Below are 18,037 nucleotides of genomic sequence, written 5' to 3' on the forward strand. Positions count from 1 at the left end.
CGATATCCCGTCACGATCCAAGGGCGGCGGGTCCTTACCCGCCGCCACAATAGTTGAGGGCGACATGCTCAGTTTCATTCGTAAGCGCTCCGTGGCGAGCTTGATCTCACTGGTCGGTCTGCTCGTGCTGGTATTCTTCCTGTCCCGCCTGACGGGTGATCCGGCCGCTCTCTTCCTGCCGGTGGAAGCTTCCGCCGAAATGAAACAGCAATTTCGCGAGCTTCACGGGTTGAACGATCCGTTGATGGTGCAGTTCGGACGCTATGTCGGCGACGTGTTGACCGGGAACCTCGGTGAATCCCTTCGCAAGGCTCGGCCGGCGCTGGACGTGGTCACAGAAGCCTTCGTATGGACGCTTTGGCTGGCCGTGATCACCATGTCGCTCGTCACCACCGCCGCAATCGTCGTCGGTTCGCTTGCAGCGTTCCGCTCCGGCGGCTTCTTCGACCGGCTCTCGTCGATGATTTCGCTCATCGGCGCGTCGGTACCCGATTTTTGGCTGGCCATCGTGGCGATCGTCGTATTCTCCGTGAACCTGGCATGGCTGCCGACGTCCGGCACGGGGTCGATCCTGCACTGGATCCTGCCGATCGGCGTGCTGTTCGTCCGGCCCTTCGGCATCATCGTCCAGGTGGTGCGCGGCTCGATGATCAGCGCGCTGTCTTCCGCCTATGTGAAGACAGCCCGCGCCAAAGGGGTCAAGGCCGGGCCGATCATCTTCGTCCACGCCCTGCGCAATGCCATGCTTCCCGTCATCACCGTCATCGGAGACCAGGCGGCGAGCCTGCTTAACGGCGCTGTGGTGGTCGAGACCATCTTCGGCTTTCCCGGCGTCGGCAAGCTGATGATCGACTCGATCCTGCAGCGGGATTTCAATGTCGTTCTCGCCGCAATCCTGGTCACCGCGCTGGCGATCTTCCTCATGAACCTGCTGATCGATCTCGCCTATGCGCTGCTCGATCCGCGTATCCGGCATTGAGGAGCCCAGAGATGAGTGTTTCCACCTCAGATACGGCGATTGCGCAGGAACCGTCCTTCCCGCTGCGCATGGCGCGAATGCTTCTGGCCGACAAATTTGCGCTCTGCGCCGCGATCTTCCTGCTCCTGGTCGTGGTGCTTGCCCTCATAGGACCGTCCTGGCTCGGCGATCTTGCCACCAAGCAGAACCTTCGCGGCCGCAACCTCGCGCCATTCGACTGGAGCCGCGAATGGGTGTGGTGGATGGGAGCCGACGCCCTTGGCCGTCCCCTGCTCGCCCGCATCATCGTCGCCACCCAGAACACCATGATGGTTGCCGCCGGGGCAGTTTTCCTGTCGTCGCTGATCGGGACGCTGCTTGGCCTGGTCGCCGGCTTCTCGTCCCCGAGGCTCGGGCAGGCGATCATGCGCCTTGCCGACGTGATCATGTCCTTCCCCTCGCTGCTGATCGCGGTGATCGTGCTCTACCTTCTCGGATCCTCGATCCTCAACCTCGTCGCGGTCCTGTCGATCACCCGTATCCCCGTCTACCTTCGCACGACCCGTGCCGAGGTGCTGGAGATCCGCGAACGGATGTTCGTGCAGGCGGCGCGCGTGATGGGTGCCTCGCAGAACCGCATCCTCTTCCGCCACATCCTGCCGGTCGTCCTGCCGACGCTGACCACGCTGGCCACGCTCGATTTCGCCTATGTCATGCTGGCCGAAAGCGCACTCTCCTTCCTCGGCATCGGCATCCAGCCGCCCGAGATCACCTGGGGCCTGATGATTTCGCAGGGCCGCCAATACCTGACCAACGCCTGGTGGCTGTCGTTCTGGCCGGGGCTTGCGATCATCATGACGACCCTGTCGCTGAACCTGCTGTCGAACTGGCTGCGCATCGCGCTCGATCCGGTCCAGCGCTGGCGCCTGGAAATGAAAGGCCGCAAGAATGGCTGAGCATCTGCTGGAAGTTCGCAACCTCTCGGTCGAGTTCCACACGGCCGCCGGCGTGGTGCAGGCGGTGAAAAACATCTCCTATCACCTCGACCGCGGCGAGACGCTGGCGATCCTCGGCGAAAGCGGATCCGGCAAGTCGGTTTCGTCAGCGGCGATCATGAACCTCATCGACATGCCGCCGGGGCGGATCACGTCCGGCCAGATCCTGCTCGACGGCGAGGATCTACTGACCATGCCGCCCCAGGCGCGCCGCGAGGCGAACGGACGGCGGATCGCCATGATCTTCCAGGACCCGCTGAGCCACCTGAACCCGGTCTACACCGTCGGATGGCAGATCCGCGAGGCCATGACGACCCACGGCCTGCAGCCCGGACCAGCCCGGAGCGAAGCCGTGCGCCTGTTGACGCGGGTCGGCATTCCCGACCCCGAACATGCGATGGGCAAATATCCGCACGAGTTTTCGGGCGGCCAGCGTCAACGGGTCATGATCGCCATGGCGCTCGCGCTGCGTCCCGATCTGCTGATCGCCGACGAACCGACGACTGCGCTCGACGTGACGGTGCAGGCCGAGGTGCTGGCGCTCTTGAAGGCATTGCAGCGCGAAACCGGAATGGGCGTACTGATCATCACCCATGATCTCGGCGTGGTTGCCGAAATCGCCGATCGGGTCGTGGTCATGGAAAAGGGCGAACTGGTCGAGACCGGTACGGTTCGCGACGTCTACAGGAACCCGAGCCATCCCTATACCAAAAAGCTGATCGGCGCCGCGCCCGGAAAGGGCGAGATGCACATCGCCCGGGAAGCGGGCGAGCCACTGCTCAGCGTCCGAGACGTCCGCAAGCGCTACGGCTCCTTCGAGGCGCTGAAGGGTGTCTCGTTCAATCTCAAGGCCGGCGAGACCATGGCGATCGTCGGGGAGAGCGGCTCCGGCAAATCGACCCTCGCGCGCGTTCTTCTGCGGCTGGATGAACCGGATGACGGCACCGCGCACTGGAAGGGGCGCGATCTCTTCAAGCTTTCGCCATCGGAACTCTACAAGCTCCGGCGCGACCTTCAGATGGTGTTCCAGGACCCCACTCAGTCGCTCAATCCGCGCATGACGGTGTTCCAGCTCGTATCCGAAGCATGGGCCATCCATCCCGATATCCTGCCGAAACGCCAGTGGCGGCAACGGGTCGCGGAGTTGCTGGTGCAGGTGGGCCTTTCGGCCGAGCATATGAGCCGTTATCCGCACCAGTTTTCCGGCGGCCAGCGGCAGAGGATCGCGATCGCCCGCGCGCTGGCGCTCGAACCACAGCTGATCGTCTGCGACGAGGCGGTGTCGGCGCTCGATGTGTCGGTCCAGGCCCAGGTCATCGCGCTTCTCGACAGGCTGCGCCGGGACATGGGAATTTCCTTCATATTCATCGCCCATGACCTGCCCGTGGTCCGCGATTTTGCCGACTACGTCATGGTCATGCAGAAGGGCGAAGTGGTGGAACTGGGTACGGTTCGGGAGGTCTTCGAGACGCCCCGCGAACCCTATACGCAGGCGCTCCTAGCGGCGAGCCTCGATCCGGATCCGGATGTACAGGCCGAACACCGGGCAGCCCGTCTCAAACGTGCATGACATAGCGCCGACCGGCGCATAGCGGAGTTGATTGAATGACCAGACATGCCTTTGTCGCACTCGTGACCTGTTTCAACGACGATGAGACGATCAACTACGAGGCGACCCGCGCGCAGGTGCGCCGGCAGGTGGCCGCCGGCAACAACATCATGTGCGCCGGCACCAACGGCGACTTCACGGCCCTTACCCACGAAGAGAAGATCCGCCTGACGGAGCACGTGGTCGACGAGGTGGCGGGCCGAGCCAAGGTCATCGTCAATGCCGGCATGCCGGCCACGTTCGAAACGGTGCAGCTTGCCAAGGAATTCGACCGGATCGGCGTCGACGGCATCGCCGTCATCACCCCCTTCTTCATCGCCTGCACCCAGGACGGACTGGTCCGCCACTTCTCCACGGTCGCGGATGCGGTCAAGACGCCGGTCTATCTCTACGACATCCCGGCGCGGACCCAGAACCACATCGAGCCTGCCACCGCCGCAAAACTTGCCGGACACGGCAATATCGCCGGCATCAAGGATTCGGGCGGCGCGCAGGAAACGCTGGCGGCTTATCTTCAGGTCTCAAAGGAAAACCCGGGCTTCGAGGTCTATTCCGGCCCCGATCACCTGGTCCTGTGGTCGTTGCAGAACGGCGCGGCGGGCTGCATTTCCGGGCTCGGAAATGCCCTGCCCCATGTCCTTTCCGGCATCCTCAACGCCTACAACTCCGGCGACATTGCCGAAGCCGAGCGCCAGCAAAAGATCTATACCGCGTTCCGCACCGAGCTTTATGCGCTGGGTTTTGCACCTGCGATGGTCAAGCGCTCGCTCTACCTTCAGGACAAATCGGTAGGGGCAAGCCGCCAGCCCGCCCTGCTCCCGGACGAGGCCCAGGACGAGAAAATAAGGGAAATCCTGAGGCGCTACGATCTGCTCTAGCAGCACCCACAGCATATGGACGAGAAATGCGTTTTGGGCGCGACATCGATGAATCGGAGAGTTCCAACAATATTGGGATAAATCGTTAAGTACGTGCGGGTATTCTCACGTTCTAATTAACGAGAGCCCGTGTCATGGCGTCGATCCAGCATAAGATCATCATTGCGAGCATCGCGATTTTCGGCCTGGCGGGCGGCGCCACAGGCGTCGGCATCTGGTCGGCGTCCGTCCTTTCCGCCAACAGCGCCGATGTTGCCCGGTCGGCGCAAATTCTGCGCAACCACATGCAGGCCGACATGATGCATGACGCGCTGCGCGCGGACGTGCTGGCATCATTGCTGGCATCCAATCCGGCTGCAGGCGTCACCATCGATGCCGTAAAGGCGGACCTGGCCGAGCACGTAGCGTCCTTCCGGGAAATGATCGACGCCAACAAGGCTCTTGCCACCGACGAAAAGACAAAAAAGGTCCTTGCCGGCGTCGAACGTCCGCTTTTGACCTATATCGAAAGCGCCACAAAGCTGGTGGATCTTGCGAGCGAGGAGCCTTCGGCGGCATTGACGGGTTTGCCCGACTTCATGGGGCAATTCTCCGTGCTGGAAACGGCCATGGAACAGGCGGGGGATCAGATCACGCAGACCTCCGAGGATATTTTCCAACGGAGTGCCGATATAAAAGCATCGGTCGACATCGTTCTGAAAGCACTTCTCGCCGCCGCCGCGATATTCGCCACAGGCCTTTATTTCCTGACCCGCAGGACCGTCAGCAAACCGATCCTGGCTCTTTCCAACGATATGCAGCGGCTCGCCGGAGGTGACACAGCCATCGCCTGCAACGGCATCGGCCGCGCCGACGAAATCGGGACGATGGCATCGGCCGTCGAGGTCTTTCGCCAGGCGGCCATTGCCAACAGGCAACTCGAGCAGGACGCCGAGGAAGCCCGGTTGCAGGGTGAAGCGGAGCGGGTCATGGCCCGCAAGCAAGCCGACGACGATGCCGCCGAACGTCTGCGGGCCGCGACGGCCGGCCTCGCCATGGGTCTGAAGAGACTGGCATCCGGCGATCTCGCCTTCCAGATCGAAGAGCCCTTCGCCGCCGATTTCGAGGGCCTCCGGCATGATTTCAACATGTCGATCAGGCAACTCGACCGGACGCTCAGCGCCATCAGGGACGCCATTGCCGCGATCGACGAAGGCACGCGCGAAATCGCATCAGGGGCCGGCGACCTGTCGAAGCGGACCGAACAACAGGCCGCCTCTCTCGAAGAAACCGCCGCAGCGCTCGACCAGATCACCGCCAATGTCTCGAATTCAAGCAAGCGGACGGACGAGGCGCGCGCGGAAGCGACTGATGCAAATCGAAACGCCGCGAAATCCGCCGAGGTTGTCTCGCATGCCGAAGAAGCCATGCGCCGCATCGAAGCCTCCTCCGAGCAGATCTCCAGCATTATCGGCGTCATCGACGAGATCGCGTTCCAGACCAACCTGCTGGCGCTGAACGCCGGCGTCGAAGCGGCGCGCGCCGGAGAGGCAGGCAAGGGATTTGCGGTGGTAGCCCAGGAGGTCCGCGAACTCGCCCAGCGATCGGCTCAGGCGGCCAAGGAAATCAAAGGCCACATCCAGAAATCGTCGGCGGAAGTGGAAGGCGGCGTCAAACTGGTTCTCGACACCAGCCAGGTCCTGAAGGCGATCAGCGAACAGATCGCCCGCATCAACCAGCACATGGATGCAATCGCCGTGTCGGCAAGAGAGCAGTCTACCGGACTTGCCGAGGTCAACACCGCCGTCAATGCCATGGATCAGGTGACCCAGCAGAACGCGGCGATGGTGGAGCAATCCACCGCCGCATCCGCCCATCTGGCCGAGGAAGCAGCCAAGCTTCGCGAACTCGTTTCCCGGTTCAACCTCCTCGATGCGACAGGGGCAACGCACCCCCATGCAGGACGGCGGGGCGGGCAGCTGGCTGCCTGACGGTGATCTGCCCGCGGTTCTGTCGCCGCATCATATGCTCTGACATTTCCGCCAGCGCCGATTTCCCGGCCAGGTTCGATCAGGCTCTCCTTTGGCCGGATCTGAAACAAGCGTGATGGACAGCAAACGTAGCATTGGTGGCGCGGAGAGAATGACTTCGTATTCGGCGCCACCACGCTGGAGCACAAGCATCCGCAGACGCTTGTGCTGGTTCGATCAAGCAGCCTTGACGGGCAGGTTCTCCACCCTGTAGGCGATGAGGTCTTCGATCGTGATCAGATGAAGGCCGTGCCGTTCGGCGAACACCTCGAGTTCTGGCAGACGCGCCATGGTCCCGTCATCGTTGGCCACCTCGCAGATCACGCCTGAAGGAAAAAGACCGGCAAGCCTGGCAAGATCAACCGCCGCCTCGGTATGCCCGGGGCGCGACAGAACGCCGTTGGGATGGGCGCGCAGCGGGAAGATGTGCCCGGGCCGGGCAAAATCATCCGGTCTGGAGCCGTCGCTCACGAGAGCGCGAACCGTCTCGGCCCGATCGGCGGCCGAAATCCCTGTCGTCGTATTCCGAATGGAATCGACCGACACGGTGAAGGCCGTCTTGAGCACCTCGGTGTTTCGCGGCACCATCAGTGGAATGTCGAGCTTATCAAGCCGCTCACCCTCCATGGCCACACAGATGAGGCCGCGGGCGTAATTCATCATGAAGGCGATCGCCTGCGGGGTGATCGCCTCGGATGCGATGACGAGGTCGCCCTCGTTTTCACGATCGCGGTCGTCGACGACGACAACGATCTCGCCACGCCTGATCGCGGCGACCGCATCTTCGATTTTGGATATTGCCATTTCTCTGCCTTTCAAGGGTTAGCCGCGTGCGCGGCATACATGGCCTGTCAAAAGCCACCATTTTCCCTTGGGCGAACAAGCATAGCGAACGCCGCTTGCCGAGCGGCGCCCTCTGCGTTGCTCTCTTCCATCCGGACTGTGACCGTCGGCTCCGGCATCTCACCGGATCTGCTGACCCTTCGATCTCACGAAGGCGCTCGCGGGCTCCGAGTTGCCTCGATACCGCCGGTGGGGAATTACACCCCGCCCTGAGAACATTACTTAGATAGATGACGAAGGCCTTGTTCCGCAAGAGGTTGGATACAGATCTCGGCCCGGCAAATGCTTCATTGGGTGAAAGCACAGTTGCCTATTGTCGAACAAAGCTAGGACATGATCAGGCCGCCATCGACATTGATCGTCTGGCCGGTGATATAGGCCGCATCATCGCTGGCAAGGAAAGTGACGAGGCCCGCGACATCCTCACCCGATCCGGCCCGCTTCATCGGAATACCGTCGACCCACTCTTTCATCAGTTCGCCTGGGCCGTAATTGCCGAGCAGCTTTCCCCATGCCTGGTCGTTATAGGCCCACATGTCCGTTTCGATGATGCCCGGGCAGAAGGCGTTGACGGTAATGCCATCGGTCGCGACTTCCTTGGCTAGGCTCTGGGTAATGCCGACGACGCCCATCTTGGAAGCGGCGTAGTGCGGCGTATAGATGAAGCCGTCGCGCGCCTGGCCGGAGGCGGTATTGATGATACGGCCGCCGCGACCATGCTTGCGCATGCGGGCGATCGCTTCCTGGGCGCAGAGGAACACGCCCTTGGTGTTGACCGCCATGACCTTGTCCCACTCCCCTTCGGTCATATCCTCGATGCGGGCAATGGTGATGACGCCGGCATTCTGGATGGAGGCGTCGACAGTGCCGAAGGCCTGTTCGGCCGCGTCATAAAGGGCCTTGACGCTGGCCTTGTCCGTAACGTCGCCGACAAAGCCGGCAGCTTTGCCGCCTTCGGCCCTGATCTGTCCGGCGACGTCGTGCACGCTCTCTTCATTGGCGGAGACCATCAGGTTGGCACCTTCGCGCGCGAACCGTCTGGCGATTGCGGCGCCGATGCCCCGGCTTGCGCCGGTAATGACGACCGTCTTGTTTGTGAAGCGTTGCATTCTCTTTTCCTTTCACGGCGCTGGCGGGTGCGGCGCCGATGCGACCCGACCACCCGCTCGAAGTTCAGACTGCTGCGGAAATGATGCCGGCGAACTCCGACGCCTTCAGCGACGCGCCTCCCACGAGGGCTCCCTCGACGTTGGGGACGGCGAAGATCGCCGCCGCGTTCGAGGCCTTGACCGAACCGCCGTAGAGGATCCTGACATGGCGACCATCGTAGCCCATCCGCCCTTCGAGCGCCTGCCGGATCGCCGCATGGGTCTCCTCGATCTGCTCGATCGTCGGAACCAGTCCGGTGCCGATAGCCCAGACGGGCTCGTAGGCGATGGTCGTGTTTGAACTGGTCGCGCCCTCCGGGACCGATCCTTCGAGCTGGGCGCGGACGACGTCGATCGCCCTGCCGTCCTCGCGCTCCTCGCGCGTTTCACCGAGGCAGACGATGCTCGTCAGCCCGGCCTTGTGGGCCGCCGTGGCCTTGGCTGCAACCGCTGCATCCGCCTCACGGTAGGCGGAGCGCCGTTCGGAATGTCCCAGGATGACGAAATGCGCACCGATTTCGGCGAGCATGTCGGCGGACACATCACCGGTATAGGCGCCTGTGGACTGCGCATGGCAATCCTGTGCGCCGACGAGAATGGCCGAACCCCTGGATTCGGCCACGGCCTTTTCGATCAGCGTGAAGGGCGGGCAGACGACGATATCGCACGTCGCCGTGCCCGTTAGCCCCTTCAGCGCCGCGATCTCTGCCAGGGAGGAGGCGAGACCGTTCATTTTCCAGTTCCCTGCGATCAGCTTGCGCATGACATCACCAGCAGCAGAAGCCGCCGTCGACGAGCAGGTCGACGCCCGTCACGAAGCTCGAGGCGTCCGAAAGCAGAAACACGGCGGGGCCAACCATCTCATTGACGTTCGCCATGCGCTGCATCGGGGTCTGCTCTTCGAAAAGCCTGGTCTGATGGACCATTTCCGGACGCGTGTTCATCGGCGTCGCAGTATAGCCGGGAGAGATGGTGTTCACGCGGACGCCGCGGTCGACCCACTCCATCGCCATCGACTTCGACATATGGATCACGCCCGCCTTGGATGCATTGTAATGAGCCTGGCTCAGGCCCCGGTTGACGATGACGCCCGACATGGATGCGATATTGACGATCGAGCCTCGACCGTTCTTCAGCATGGCGCGGGCTTCTGCCTGGCAGGAAAGGAAGACCCCCTTCAGATTGATGTCCATCAGCGTCTGATACTGGTCCTCCTCCATATCCTCCGCCGGGTTCGCGTTGGCGATGCCGGCCGCGTTGACGGCAAGGGTCAGCGGGCCGAGCTCGGCCTCGGTGCGGGCTACGGCGTCCGCCAGAGAGGATTTGCTCGTGACGTCAGCCGCGATCCGGATCGAGCGTTGGCCGGCGGCCTCGATATGCTTTGCGGTGTTGGCAAGCCCGTCGTCCGTGCGGCGATCGAGCAGGGCGACGCTGGCGCCGCATTGGGCGAGACCGATGGCGATACGCTGGCCAATCCCGCTTCCGGCTCCGGTGACGATGGCCACTTGGCCGCTGAGATCGAAAAGCTTCGGGGCGTTCAGAGTGATGTCGGACATCGCTCTCTTCCTTTCCATAGTTGTTTAGATTGTCGCCAGCTCCATGACGGAGACGTCGTTGGCCTCGTCACGGTTGAGGATGCCCGCCTGCTTCCCTTGAGCCAGAACCAGAATTCGGTTTGACACTCCGAGAACCTCTTCGAGATCGGAGCTGACGACGATGACGGCCACGCCCTGCTTGGCGAGATTGACGATGATGTCGTAGATGCCGGCCCTCGCGCCGACGTCGATGCCGCGCGTCGGCTCGTCCAGCACCACGACCTTCGGATCGCGCATCAACCACTTGGCGATGACCACCTTCTGCTGGTTGCCGCCGGAGAGGTCGGAGGCGAGCTGCTCAGGACGACCCTTCACGCCGAATTTGGCGACCGCCTTCTGCGCGAACGAGCGCTTGACGCTCGGGGAAATCCACCCTCCTCCGAGCTTGTCGAGATTGGCATAGACGATGTTGTCGCCGATGCGGTGGTCGACGACCAGTCCCTGGTCCTTGCGGTCCTCGGGGACCATGACGATACCCCGGGCGATCGCATCGGCCGGGTCGCGAAGCTTGAGCTCCCTGCCTTCGAGCTTGACCGAACCGGCGCTGATCTGATCCGCTCCGGTGATGGCGCGCACGAGTTCCGTTCGGCCGGCGCCGACCAGCCCGGCTATTCCGAGAATCTCGCCGGCCTTCACGTCGAAAGTGACGTCGCGGAACGAATTGGCTGGAGAGCTCAGTCCGCAGACTTCCAGCACCGGCCGATCCGTGGGAACGGGCAGTGCCGGAAACATGCGCTCGAGCGAGCGTCCGACCATGCTTTCGACGATCGTCCGCACCGGCGTCGCGCTGTCGGCGAATTCCTGGACGCGTTCGCCGTCGCGCAGCACGACGATGCGGTCGGTGATCTTTTTGATCTCCTCCATGCGGTGGGAAATGTAGATGATGCCGACGCCCTCGGACCGCAGCTTGCGGACTTGCTCGAACAAAGCCTCCGTCTCCGCGCCGCCAAGGGCCGCGGTCGGCTCGTCGAGGATCAGAAGCTTCGCATCGAGAGCCAAGGCCTTGGCGATCTCGATGAGCTGCTGGTTGGCGGTCGACAGGCCCTCAACCTTGCGGGAAGCGGGAATGTGCAGGTTGAGGCGGGCGAGCTGCTCCTGAGCGCGACGGACCATCTGCGCGCGATCCAAGACACCGTTTCTCACGGGCCAGCGTCCGATGAAGACGTTTTCTGCGATGGAGAGCTGCGGCAGGAGCTGCAGTTCCTGGTGGATCAGGACCACGCCCTTGTCGATAGCCTCCCTCGGAGAGGCTGGGGCATAAGGCTGTCCCAGCCATGTCATCGATCCCTCGGAAGGCGTGCGTGACCCGGCGATGATGCCGGAGAGCGTCGACTTGCCCGCACCGTTCTCACCCAGAAGTGCGACCACTTCGCCCGGATAGACGTCCAGGCTGACATCCTTGACAACCTGAAGCGGCCCATACCACTTCGATATGCCCCTCAGGGAAAGAACCGGATCCGTCACGGCACGCCTCCTCAAGACCTTGACGTTATTATGGATGGTTGGCGATGAAGCCCGCCACGTTTTCCTTGGTTGTCAGCGTCGCGTCCATGAGCTGCACCGCCGGCACTTTCTCGCCAGCGACGAGCTTCGCAGCGTTGGCGACCGCGTCCCGGCCCATCTTCTGCGTCTGCTGCGTGGCAGTCACATCGAACACGCCCTTGCTGAGCGCTTCGAGGGCCGCGGTATCGCCGTCGAAGCCGCCGACAACGATCTTCTGCGAGGGATTGGCGACCTTGATGGCCTGTGCGGCGCCAAGTGCGAGTGCGTCTGCCTGGGCGAAGACGATCGACACGTCCGGGTTCGCCTGCAGCATGTTCTGCATGATCTGGAAGCCTTCGTCCTGGCTCCAGATGTTGGAATACTGCTCGGCGACGACCTTCACGCCCGGATTGGCCTTGATCGATTCACCGCAGCCCTTGGAGCGGTCGACCTCGGGCGTCGTGCCCTTCTGGCCGTGAATGATGACCATCTTGCCCTTGCCACCGGCCTGCTTCAGGATGTAGTCGCAGACGCTCTTTGCAGACGCGACGGAATCCGTTGCGAGGAAGGTGTCGCCTGGGGCGCCTTCGGCGTTGCGGTCGACGTTCACGACCGGAATACCGGCGTTCTTCGCAAGCTTGACCGGAACGGTCGCAGCGGCCGCGCCGGCGGGAATGTAGATCAGGGCGTCGATTTTCTGCGTGAGAAGGTCCTGGATCTGGTTGACCTGCGTCGGACCGTCGCCCTTGGCATCGACCGTCACGACTTCGATGCCGCGCTTCTTGGCTTCGGCTTCGACCGACTGCTTGATCTGGTTGAAGAAGTTGGCCTGAAGGTTCGCGACGGCCAGGCCGAGCTTTTTCAGTTCCGCGGCGTGGACCGGTCCAAGGGTGAGACCGAGCAGAGCAGCGGACGCGAGCATGATGCGCGCAATTTTCATCGTAGTTCCTCCGTTGTTAGATGAAACCCTCGAGCAGGTCCTCCCCTCGGGGTATAGATCCGCTCCGAGAATTCGGAGCGGAATTCCTGGAGGTCCGCCAAGCGGCGGACCCGATCCTCAGTTGCGACGCCGACGGATGGTCTCCGCACCCACCGCAAGAACGATGACGATGCCGATGATCACCTGCTGCAGGAACGGCGAGACGTTAAGCAGGTTGAGACCGTTGCGCAGGACACCGATGATCAGCACGCCGATGAGCGTTCCGCCGATGCCGCCCGCGCCTCCGGAGAGCGAGGTGCCGCCAATCACGACAGCGGCGATGGTGTCGAGCTCATAGCCAAAGCCGCTGGACGGCTGCACGGAGTCGAGACGGGCGGCCAGCACTATCCCGGCAAGCCCCGCAAGGACGGCGCTGACGACATAGACGCCGATCGTCACCAGCCGGGCGTTGATGCCGGCGAGACGAGCGACTTCAGGATTGCCGCCCACCGCGTAGAGCATCCGGCCTTCGGAACGGAAATGCAGGAACAGCCAGGCCACGAGGACGACGACGAGCATGAGGAAGACGGTGGCCGTCAGGATGCCGAAATGCCGGTCGATCGCCAGCATCATGAACCAGTCCGGGAAGCCGACGATCTGCTGGCCGTCGGTGATCATGTTCGCCACGCCGCGCGCTGCGGACATCATGGCGAGAGTGGCGATGAACGCCGGCACCCTGAACTGCGTCACGAGGATCCCGACGATCAGGCCCGACACAGCCGCAGCGACCAGCCCGAACACGATGCCGACGGCCAGCGGAAGGCCGGCCACGTTTGCGCTCCAGCCCATGACCATCATGGCGAGCGCAAGCACCGAGCCGACCGACAAATCGATGCCGCCGATCAGAATGACGAAGGTCATCCCGACCGCCATGATGCCGAGAACGGTGATCTGGTCGAGAATGTTCAGCCCGTTTCGAACGGAAAGAAACGCGTCCGTGCTGAAGCTCAGAAAGACGCAGAGAGCGAGCAGGCCCACGAGCGGACCGGTGGCGCCCTTGAGCTTGCCGAGCCAATGGCCGGACGAAAGTTTCTGTTCCTTGATGTCGAGCGCCACCATCTTTCCTCCCAAGGCTAGGTCGGTAGCCAATAGCTGTTCAAGCAAGAATATTTATGCATACGTGCTGGAAAATTCATTAACAAGTTGCCACACGGGTGTCAACAGGATTTGGACCCTCCCCGCTCAGCTTATCTTGTCCGCAGGGGCTTGACTGAAAGCCAATTTGTGCAAAAATATTGATATATGAATAAATATTCGCGAGAAAATCCATGGATATCAAAGAACTCGAGCGTCTCGCTCGCGAGATCCGACTGCGTGATCTTCAGGCCGTTTTCGAAGCGGGCGCCGGACACATCGGCGGCGAGATGTCGGTCATCGACATCCTGACGGCCCTTTATTTCCGCGTATTGAGGGTCTGGCCGGACCAGCCCAAGAACCCGGAACGAGACAGGTTCGTGCTTTCCAAAGGCCATACGGCCTGTGCGCTCTACGTCACCCTGGCAAAGCGCGGCTTCATCCCCGAGGATGAAATCTCGACCTTTCTGAAGCCGCATTCCAGATTGAACGGCCACCCGAACTGCAACAAGGTTCCGGGTGTCGAAACCAATACGGGGCCGCTTGGCCACGGCCTGCCGGTCTCGGTCGGCATGGCGAAGGCCGCCAAGCTCTCCGGCGCCAAGTATCATACATATGTCGTGACCGGAGACGGGGAGATGCAGGAAGGCTCGAACTGGGAAGCCATCATGGCGGCCGCGCAGTTTAAGCTGGACAACCTCACCCTGGTCATCGACCATAACAGGTTCCAGCAGGGCGCCTCTCTTTCCGACACCAATGATCTCGCCCCTCTCCGTCCGAAGCTCGAGGCTTTCGACTGGGAAGTCACCGAGATCAACGGAAACGATATGAGCGAGGTCGTCTCCGCTCTCGAACATCGCGGCTCACGGCCGCATTGCATCGTGGCCCACACCAACAAGGGCCACGGAATTTCGTTCATGCAGGACCGTGTCGACTGGCACCACAAGGTTCCGAGCAAGGAACAGTACGAAACCGCTATTGCAGAACTGTCGGAGGCACTGTGATGAACGCGCCTGCAAGCACACCCAAGCTCTACGACTGCCGCGACGCGTTCGCCGCGACGATCGAGCGCCTGGCAGCCGAGAACGAAACGATCGTCGCGGTCTGTAACGACTCCGTAGGCTCCTCGAAGCTCGGCGGATTCAAGTCCAAGTTTCCCGAGCGCCTCGTCAATGTCGGCATCGCGGAACAGAACATGGTCGGCGTTGGAGCAGGCCTGGCCAACGGCGGGCACCTGCCATACGTCTGTGGCGCCTCTCCGTTCCTGACGGGACGGTCGCTCGAACAGATCAAGGCCGACATCTCTTACTCCAATGCCAACGTCAAGCTGGTCGGCATTTCTTCCGGCATGGCCTATGGCGAACTCGGTCCCACCCATCATTCGATCGAGGATTTCGCCTGGACGCGCGTCCTGCCCAATCTTCCGGTGATCGCGCCTTGCGACAGGATCGAAACCGCCGCGGCCGTCGAATGGGCAGCCGCCTATAACGGTCCCTGTTTCCTGCGCCTTTCGCGCGTGGGCGTGCCCGACCTTCTTCCGGAAGGTCACAAGTTCGAGCTTGGCAAGGCAAACCTCCTGCGCCAAGGTTCCGACGTCACGCTCATCGCCAACGGAACTCTGACCCATCGCATGGTAACGGCTGCGGAACTTCTCGCGGAACGCGGCATCAGCGCCAGAGTACTCAACCTCGCGACGGTTCGCCCGATCGATGAGGACGCCATCATCGCCGCGGCCCTGGAAACCGGCGCGATCATCACGGCCGAAGAGCATTCGATCTTTGGCGGGCTCGGCTCGGCGGTCGCCGAAGTGGTGGTCGACAACGCTCCCGTCCCGATGAAGCGTCTCGGCGTTCCCGGCATCTATGCTCCGACCGGATCGGCGGAGTTCCTGCTCGACGAGTTCGGCATGGCGCCGTCGGCAATCGCCGACGCGGCGCAATCGCTGATCAAGCGCAAATAAACCGGTGGCGCGTAATCAAGCCGGGGCGCACTCCGCCGCCCCACCCCTATGATCTGGGAGGATACGATGCGGGCTATTCTGGCGATCGACCAGGGCACGACCAATTCCAAGGCGGTTCTCGTGGGCGAGAAGGGAGATGTCGTCGCCAGAGGCTCGGCGCCGGTCGGCATCTCCTATCCGAAGCCCGGTTGGGTCGAACAGGATCCGCGCCGGCTCTACGCCTCGGTGTGCGAGGCAATCGACGCCTGCTTGAAAGCCGCGCCCGATGTGACCATCGAAGCCGTGGCGATTTCCAATCAGCGCGAATCGGTCACCGCCTGGGACGCCGAAACGGGAGACGCGCTGGGCCCGGTGCTGAGCTGGCAGTGCCGACGGACGGCGCCGGATTGCGAGCATCTGCGTGCCGAAGGCCGCCTCGAGCGCGTGCAGGCGCTCACCGGCCTCCCGTTGGACCCAATGTTCCCCGGCTCCAAATTCCGATGGCTGCTCGATCGGGTGCCGAAAGGCCGGCAGGTCCGGCTTGGAACGATCGACAGTTGGCTCGTGCACTGCCTGACCGGCGGAAAGCGGCACGTCTGCGACGCCTCGAACGCCGCCAGAAGCCAGTTGTTCGACCTCCAGGAGCAGATATGGAGTGAGGAACTCGGAGAGATTTTCGGCGTCGATACCGCACTTCTCCCGGAGGTGCTCGACAGCTCTGCCGATTTCGGCGCGACACGGGGACTTCCGGGCGTACCAGACGGCACGCCTATCCGGGCCGCCATCGGCGACAGCCATGCCGCCCTGTTCGGTCACGGAGCGTTCAAATCGGGCGACGGCAAGGTAACCTTCGGTACGGGCTCCTCGGTGATGTCGACGCTTCCCCGGTTCATCGCGCCGCGCAACGGTGTCACGACTACCGTCGCATGGCGCCTCAACGGAAAGCCGACATTCGCTTTCGAAGGCAACATTCTCGTTTCCGCCGCAAGCCTCCCGTGGATGGCGGACATTCTCGGCCTGCCTGATGTGGCCGCCCTCGTCGAGCTGGCGGCGACCGCCGAACCTGGAGGACCAGGCTTCGTGCCCGCCTTCGTCGGGCTGGGCGCGCCGTACTGGAACTCCGACGCACGCGCCCTGTTCTCGCAGATCAATTTCAGTACCACGCGGGCGCAGATGGCGCGCTCCGTGACGGACTCGATCGCCTTCCAGGTCCATGACGTGATCGCGGCCATGCGGGCACAGAGTGGCGGCGAGCTCGGCGCCCTTTATGTCGACGGCGGCCCCAGCCAGAACCGCTTCCTGATGCAGTGCGTGTCGAATCTTGTCGAGCACGAGGTCATCCAGTGCGAGGCGCCCGAAGCATCGGCGCTGGGTGCCGCATATCTGGCCGGCCTCTCGCTCGGCCTGTGGCGGGATATCGACGTCATCGCGGAACTGCCCAGAAGTACACAGATCATTGCCCCCGAACCTGTGGACCGCACAACGCTTCTGAATAGCTGGAATGATGCGTTGGAGCGCTCGACGTTGTGCCAAACACCGGCTAAAGGTGAATAAAAATTCACACCGGAACCTACGATGTCTCGTCTGAACGAACTCCGACTTATTTCACGGGTTGCCCAGATGTATCATATCGAGGGCAAGCGCCAGGCGGATATCGCCCAGCATCTCAGGTTGTCTCAGGCAACCGTTTCCCGGATGTTGAAGCGCGCCGAGGTCGAGGACATCGTCCGCACGAGCGTCATTCCCCCCGTAGGGACCTATAGCGAGCTCGAAGGCGCGCTTCGCGGAAAATACGGCCTGCCCGAAGCCATCGTCGTGGAATGCACCGAAGATCGCGACGGAGCGATCATGGCCCGCATCGGTGAGGCTGCGGCCCATTTGCTTGAGGTCACGCTCGCGCCCGGCGAGATCATCGGTGTTTCGAGCTGGAGCCAGACCATCTTCAAGATGGTGGAGAACATCCATCCGCAGAAGAGCGCCCAGGCCAAGTATGTCGTGCAGACGCTTGGCGGCATGGGAGACCCGTCGGTGCAGACCCATGCAACGCAGCTGACCACTCGACTGGCGCGACTTACGGGTGCGGAACCGAAGCTGCTTCCTGTACAGGGTGTAACGTCGTCGCGGGAAGCCAAACTGCTGATGCAGACCGATCCGTTTGTCCGCGAGACCTTGGACCTGTTTGGCAGCATCTCGCTTGCGATCGTCGGGATCGGCGCCGTCGAGCCGTCCGAGCTGCTGGCGAGATCGGGGAACATCTTTTCGTCGCGGGAACTCGCCGACCTCGCCGAGGCCGGCGCCGTCGGAGACATCTCGCTGAGGTTCTTCGACAAAGACGGGAAGCCTGTGAAGACGCCGCTGGACGAGCGCGTCATCGGCCTCCCTCTTGAGGATTTAGCACGTGTCGACAGGGTGATCGCGCTGGCGGGTGGCGCAAAGAAAACCGATGCGATCGCAGGCGCGTTGAGAGTTGGCGTCATCGACACGCTGGTGACCGACAAGTTCACCGCTCAGCGCCTGATCGACTAGCC

At 62.5% G+C, this 18,037-nt stretch carries 16 protein-coding genes and 1 riboswitch; of the genes, 9 read left to right on the plus strand and 7 right to left on the minus strand.

Features of this window, described 5'->3' with window-relative positions:
- Nucleotides 1-64 precede the first annotated feature (64 nt).
- The 5 genes from J2X76_RS26485 (at nucleotide 65) to J2X76_RS26505 (ending at nucleotide 6,410) form a co-directional block, all read left to right on the plus strand.
- On the plus strand, nucleotides 65-979 hold the full coding sequence (locus J2X76_RS26485; RefSeq protein ID WP_113128187.1) for an ABC transporter permease: 915 nt from the start codon (nucleotides 65-67) through the stop codon (nucleotides 977-979).
- Nucleotides 980-990: 11 nt separating this feature from the next.
- Nucleotides 991-1,914 carry an ABC transporter permease gene (locus tag J2X76_RS26490; RefSeq protein WP_310220541.1) on the plus strand — a complete coding sequence of 308 codons (924 nt, stop codon included), beginning with the start codon at nucleotides 991-993 and terminating at the stop codon, nucleotides 1,912-1,914.
- Nucleotides 1,907-3,523 (plus strand): ABC transporter ATP-binding protein, encoded by a 1,617-nt coding sequence (locus J2X76_RS26495; protein WP_310220542.1) that lies wholly within the window; start codon nucleotides 1,907-1,909, stop codon nucleotides 3,521-3,523. Before J2X76_RS26490 ends, J2X76_RS26495 begins: the two co-directional genes overlap by 8 nt.
- Before the next feature lie 35 nt (nucleotides 3,524-3,558).
- Complete coding sequence (locus J2X76_RS26500) at nucleotides 3,559-4,440, plus strand: dihydrodipicolinate synthase family protein (protein ID WP_310220544.1); 882 nt, start codon at nucleotides 3,559-3,561, stop codon at nucleotides 4,438-4,440.
- A 134-nt stretch (nucleotides 4,441-4,574) separates the two neighbouring features.
- On the plus strand, nucleotides 4,575-6,410 hold the full coding sequence (locus tag J2X76_RS26505) for a methyl-accepting chemotaxis protein (protein ID WP_310220545.1): 1,836 nt from the start codon (nucleotides 4,575-4,577) through the stop codon (nucleotides 6,408-6,410).
- A gap of 216 nt (nucleotides 6,411-6,626) precedes the next feature.
- Here J2X76_RS26505 and ribB read toward each other — a convergent pair whose 3' ends face one another.
- The 7 genes from ribB to J2X76_RS26540 form a co-directional block, all read right to left on the minus strand.
- Nucleotides 6,627-7,253: a 3,4-dihydroxy-2-butanone-4-phosphate synthase gene (gene ribB / locus J2X76_RS26510; RefSeq protein ID WP_310220546.1), complete on the minus strand. Its 627-nt coding sequence runs from the start codon at nucleotides 7,251-7,253 to the stop codon at nucleotides 6,627-6,629.
- Between the two features lie 115 nt (nucleotides 7,254-7,368).
- Nucleotides 7,369-7,513: riboswitch (FMN riboswitch) on the minus strand.
- Between the two features lie 105 nt (nucleotides 7,514-7,618).
- Complete coding sequence (locus tag J2X76_RS26515) at nucleotides 7,619-8,401, minus strand: glucose 1-dehydrogenase (RefSeq protein WP_310220547.1); 783 nt, start codon at nucleotides 8,399-8,401, stop codon at nucleotides 7,619-7,621.
- 64 nt (nucleotides 8,402-8,465) lie between these two features.
- Nucleotides 8,466-9,203 (minus strand): triose-phosphate isomerase, encoded by a 738-nt coding sequence (gene tpiA, locus J2X76_RS26520; RefSeq protein ID WP_310220548.1) that lies wholly within the window; start codon nucleotides 9,201-9,203, stop codon nucleotides 8,466-8,468.
- Between the two features lie 4 nt (nucleotides 9,204-9,207).
- Nucleotides 9,208-9,996, minus strand: a complete 789-nt coding sequence (locus J2X76_RS26525; protein ID WP_310220549.1) for an SDR family oxidoreductase — start codon at nucleotides 9,994-9,996, stop codon at nucleotides 9,208-9,210.
- A 24-nt stretch (nucleotides 9,997-10,020) separates the two neighbouring features.
- Nucleotides 10,021-11,499, minus strand: coding sequence for a sugar ABC transporter ATP-binding protein (locus J2X76_RS26530; RefSeq protein ID WP_310220550.1), 1,479 nt, complete (start codon nucleotides 11,497-11,499; stop codon nucleotides 10,021-10,023).
- A 28-nt stretch (nucleotides 11,500-11,527) separates the two neighbouring features.
- On the minus strand, nucleotides 11,528-12,457 hold the full coding sequence (locus J2X76_RS26535) for a sugar ABC transporter substrate-binding protein (protein WP_113128196.1): 930 nt from the start codon (nucleotides 12,455-12,457) through the stop codon (nucleotides 11,528-11,530).
- A 117-nt stretch (nucleotides 12,458-12,574) separates the two neighbouring features.
- Nucleotides 12,575-13,555 (minus strand): ABC transporter permease, encoded by a 981-nt coding sequence (locus J2X76_RS26540; protein WP_310220551.1) that lies wholly within the window; start codon nucleotides 13,553-13,555, stop codon nucleotides 12,575-12,577.
- Nucleotides 13,556-13,764: 209 nt separating this feature from the next.
- Here J2X76_RS26540 and J2X76_RS26545 point away from each other — a divergent pair, with 209 nt between their 5' ends.
- The 4 genes from J2X76_RS26545 to J2X76_RS26560 all read left to right on the plus strand — a co-directional run bounded on the left by J2X76_RS26545 (nucleotide 13,765) and on the right by J2X76_RS26560 (nucleotide 18,035).
- Nucleotides 13,765-14,574 (plus strand): transketolase, encoded by an 810-nt coding sequence (locus J2X76_RS26545; RefSeq protein ID WP_310220552.1) that lies wholly within the window; start codon nucleotides 13,765-13,767, stop codon nucleotides 14,572-14,574.
- A complete protein-coding gene (locus tag J2X76_RS26550) occupies nucleotides 14,574-15,530 on the plus strand; it encodes a transketolase family protein (protein WP_310220553.1) in 957 nt (318 codons plus the stop codon). The genes J2X76_RS26545 and J2X76_RS26550 overlap by 1 nt, the downstream gene beginning before the upstream one ends.
- 66 nt (nucleotides 15,531-15,596) lie before the next feature.
- Nucleotides 15,597-17,063: an FGGY-family carbohydrate kinase gene (locus J2X76_RS26555; protein WP_310220554.1), complete on the plus strand. Its 1,467-nt coding sequence runs from the start codon at nucleotides 15,597-15,599 to the stop codon at nucleotides 17,061-17,063.
- 21 nt (nucleotides 17,064-17,084) lie between these two features.
- A complete protein-coding gene (locus tag J2X76_RS26560) occupies nucleotides 17,085-18,035 on the plus strand; it encodes a sugar-binding transcriptional regulator (RefSeq protein WP_310220556.1) in 951 nt (316 codons plus the stop codon).
- Nucleotides 18,036-18,037 lie beyond the last annotated feature (2 nt).

It is taken from the genome of Neorhizobium sp. 2083, from assembly GCF_031455615.1.
Classification (GTDB): domain Bacteria; phylum Pseudomonadota; class Alphaproteobacteria; order Rhizobiales; family Rhizobiaceae; genus Neorhizobium.